This window comes from Streptomyces spongiae, from assembly GCF_009377185.1.
In the GTDB taxonomy this organism is placed as follows: Bacteria; Actinomycetota; Actinomycetes; order Streptomycetales; family Streptomycetaceae; genus Streptomyces; species Streptomyces spongiae.
The window spans coordinates 1-3,991 of record NZ_VJZC01000769.1 but is presented as its reverse complement, the minus strand read 5'-3'; the positions used below and the strand labels follow the sequence as shown (position 1 = coordinate 3,991).

Sequence of the window (3,991 nt, the reverse complement as noted above, 5' to 3'; positions counted from 1 at the left end):
GCCGCGGGGAGCGGGCAGGGTGACCGGGGGCTTGGTGACTGAGGTCGATTCGGCTGCCAGCGCCGCCAGTGCCGCCAGTACCGCCGGGTCCGGTGCTGCCGGTGCCGGTGCCGCCGAATCAGCTGCCGCACTGTGGGCTGCCGGTGCCGGTGCCGGTGCCGGTGCCGGTGCCGGTGCGGGTACGAGTTGGGCGGGAGTCGGCTCCGGTTCGTGCTCCAGGGCGGTGTGCTGGGGCTTGGTCAGGCGTACGTCGACGTCGTGCTGCGGCTCGGCCGGACGTACGGTCTCCCGGGGTGCGGTCCGCTCCGCACGTCTCGCCGTACGCCCTGCTCTCTCCTCTGCCTTCCGCTGTGCCCGCACCGCGCGCCAACGCGCCACCGTGCCCAGCACGAACACGGTCAGGACCAGCAGCACCATCAGCTGGCCGATGAACAGGCCCCAGAAGAGCCCGTATCCGGAGAGCTGACCGGCGGGGGTGTCGGGCCAGGCGCCCGCGATGTCGTGCGGTTGCGCGACGAGGTGGCGCATCGCCAGAGGGGTGCGGGTCAGGGTGAGGTTGTCCGGCCAGGCGTCCCGGGCCAGCCAGCCGGCGAGTCCCGTGGCCGTCCACACCATCAGGGCCATGCCGAGGACGAAGGCGAGGAACCCGACCAACAGCCCGTCCGGGATGCCGCCTTCCGCCGCACGGTGCCGGTCACGCTCGTCCGGTCTCATCCCACGCCACCGTCCAGCAGGCCACCGTCCAGCACCCCACCTGTCACACCGCTCATGACACCGCCCGCGCTCACGCCACCGTCGACTGGGACGGTCCGTACCCGTCCACATCGCTCAGATGCTGCTCCACGAACGCCGCGGCCCGCTCCTCCGCCTCCAGCTCCGCGGCGCGCAGGGCGTCGTCCGCGAGGTCGCTCGACGACTCGGTCATGGCGCGGTCCGTGAAGACGAGGGGGCGTTCGGTCTCGGTGATCAGGTGTTTGACCACCTGGACGTTGCCGTTGACGTCCCACACCGCGATGCCCGGTGTGAGCGAGGGGATGATCTCGACCGCCCACCTGGGCAGGCCCAGCACCTGGCCGGTCGCCCTGGCCTCGTCGGCTTTCTGGGCGTAGATCGTCCGGGTGGAGGCCATCTTCAGGATCGCGGCCGCCTCCTTCGCCGCGGCGCCGTCCACCACGTCGCTCAGGTGGTGCACGACCGCCACGAAGGACAGGCCGAGCCGGCGGCCGAACTTCAGCAGGCGCTGGAAGAGCTGGGCCACGAACGGGCTGTTGATGATGTGCCAGGCCTCCTCGACCAGGAAGATGCGCTTCTTCCGGTCGGGGCGGATCCAGGTGTGCTCCAGCCACACGCCCACGATCGCCATGAGGATGGGCATGGCGATCGAGTTGCGGTCGATGTGGGAGAGGTCGAAGACGATGAGGGGCGCGTCGAGGTCGATGCCGACCGTCGTGGGGCCGTCGAACATGCCCCTGAGGTCACCGTCGACGAGGCGGTCGAGGACGAGCGCCACGTCCAGGCCCCAGGCGCGTACGTCGTCTATGGCGACGTTCATCGCCTCTGCCGACTCCGGTTCGGGGTGGCGCAGCTGCTCGACGATGTCGGTGAGGACCGGCTGGCGGTCGATGATCGACTCGTTGACGTACGCGTGGGCGACCTTGAGGGCGAAGCCGGAGCGCTCGTCCAGGCCGTGGCCCATCGCGACCTCGATGATCGTGCGGAGCAGGGCCAGCTGGCCCGTCGTCGTGATCGCGGGGTCGAGGGGGTTGAGGCGGATGCCCATGTCCAGGGCCGCCGTCGGGTCGAGCCGGATGGGGGTTATCCCCAGCTCCTGCGCGATGAGGTTCCACTCGCCGACGCCGTCCTCGCCCTGGGCGTCGAGGACGACGACCTGGCGGTCGCGGAAGCGGAGCTGCCGGAGCACGTACGTCTTCTCCAGCGCCGACTTTCCGTTGCCGGACTCGCCGAGGACCAGCCAGTGTGGGGCGGGGAGCTGCTGCCCGTACAGCTGGAACGGGTCGTAGATGTAGCCCTTTCCGGAGTACACCTCACGGCCGATGATCACGCCCGAGTCGCCGAGGCCGGGGGCGGCCGTCGGCAGGTAGACCGCCTGGGCCTGGCCGGTCGACGTGCGCACCGGGAGCCGGGTGGTCTCGACCTTGCCGAAGAGGAACGCCGTGAACGCGTCAGTGAGGGCGGACATCGGATCCCGCATCAGCGATATACCTCCAGCCTTGCCCCCGCGTGGTCGTGCGGCCGTACTAGGTCATTCTGTAGCCGTGGCTCCGAATGATCCCGCATGCAGCAGCCCTACCTTCGGATTCCGGTGGCGAACGGGAGTGTGTTCACGAACGCGCGGTGGTGCTCACGGTCGCACCACTCCAGCTTGAGGTACGACTTTCCGGCCGAGGCCCTTATGGTCCGCTTGTCGCGGGCCAGTGCTTCCGGGGAGCGGGAGGAGACGGTGATGTAGCCCACCAGGTTGACTCCGGCCGCGCCGCTCGCGAGGTCCTCGCCGCGCTGGTCCAGGCGGGTGTGGGAGGCCACGTCCCGCGGGTCGACGGTGCGGTTCATCTTGGCGGCGCGGCTGGCCTCCGCCTCGTCGTTGGTCTTCTCGGTCAGCATGCGTTCGATGGCAACCTCGGTGGGTTCGAGATCCATCGTCACGGCGACCGTTCGGATGACGTCCGGGGTGTGGACCAGGAGGGGCGCGAGGAAGTTCACGCCGACGGGGGTCATCGGCCACTCCTTGACCCAGGCCGTGGCGTGGCACCAGGGGGCGCGGGTGGTCGACTCGCGCGTCTTCGCCTGGAGGTACGTCGGCTCCATCGCGTCCAGCTCGGCCGGCCAGGCGTTGCGCTTGGTCATGGCCTGGATGTGGTCGATGGGGTGGTCCGGGTCGTACATGGAGTGCACGAGCGAGGCGAGGCGGCCCTGGCCGAGCGGCTGCCGTACGCGGATGTCGGCCTCCTGGAGGCGCGAGCAGATGTCGGTCAGCTCGCGGGCCATGACGACGGCGAGGCCCGCGTCCTTGTCGAGCTTCTTGCCGCCCTGCGGACGGGCGGCGCGGGCCATGGCGTGGGCCTCGGCGGCCAGTTCGCGGGTGTAGTGCATGCAGGCGACGAGGTACGCGCGGTGCTGCTCGCTGCTGGTGGACACCATGGACTGGAGCTGGTCGTAGGACTGCTGGAGCCACGGCAGGGCCTTCTCGTCCCCGCGTACGGCGACGTCCTTGGCGTGGGCGTCCGGGTCGGCCGGGAGGGTGCGGGCGAGCATCTGGAGGCGGGTGACGAAGCCGTCGCCGTTCGCCACGTGCTTCAGCAGGGTGCCGAAGCGGTCGACGAGCGCCTCCTGGTCCTCGGAGTCGCGCAGGCCCACGCCGGGGCCCTCGATCTCGATGGCGGCGGTGACGGTCCTGCGGTCGGCGTGGAGCAGTACGGCGATCTCGTCGGGCCCGAAGGGCGCTGCCAGCCAGGTGATGCGTCCGATGCCGGGCGGCGGGCCGACCTCGACCTCACGTCCGTCGAGGGCGGTGCCTGCCTCGACGGCGGTGGAACGGTACGTCGTGCCCTGCCTCAGGGTGCGCTTGTAGCTGCGGTTGATCTCGTACCACTTGTAGAACGTGCGTCGCTTGTACGGCACGTACACCGCGGCCAGGGCGAGCATCGGGAAGCCCGTGAGCAGCACGATCCGCAGGGACAGGACAGGGACGAGGAGTCCGCACATCATGCCGAGGAACGCGCCCGCGATGATCAGTACGATCTCGCCGGACTCGCGGTTGCGGCCGATCACGGCGTTCGGCCGGGCGCGGCCGATCAGATACGTACGGCGGGGCGTGACCGGATGGGACACGTGGGACTGGGTCGTCAACGCCCTTCACCTCCCGAGCGATTGCTGCTGCTGTTGCGTGTACTGCCGGCGTGCGGGGTGTTGGTCGGGCTGGAACGTGGCGGGGGTGCGGCGGAGGGGACAGATCCGCCGCCACCGCCCGACG

The 3,991-nt window shown here is 70.2% G+C and carries 2 protein-coding genes and 1 pseudogene; all 3 read right to left on the bottom strand.

Translation table 11 applies throughout. The features are described from left to right. Positions 1 to 714: pseudogene (locus FNH08_RS52770) on the bottom strand (type VI secretion protein); the annotation flags it as partial. A 70-nt stretch (positions 715 to 784) separates the two neighbouring features. Beyond that, positions 785 to 2,212 (bottom strand): ATP-binding protein, encoded by a 1,428-nt coding sequence (locus FNH08_RS46385; protein ID WP_152777775.1) that lies wholly within the window; start codon positions 2,210 to 2,212, stop codon positions 785 to 787. Positions 2,213 to 2,307: 95 nt separating this feature from the next. Continuing rightward, on the bottom strand, positions 2,308 to 3,867 hold the full coding sequence (locus FNH08_RS46380; RefSeq protein ID WP_152777773.1) for an SCO6880 family protein: 1,560 nt from the start codon (positions 3,865 to 3,867) through the stop codon (positions 2,308 to 2,310). Positions 3,868 to 3,991: the final 124 nt, after the last annotated feature.

Coding starts and splice junctions, on each gene's coding strand:
- FNH08_RS46385 (WP_152777775.1), bottom strand. CDS start 2,212: ATGCGGGATCCGATGTCCGCCCTCACTGACGCGTTCACGGCGTTCCTC.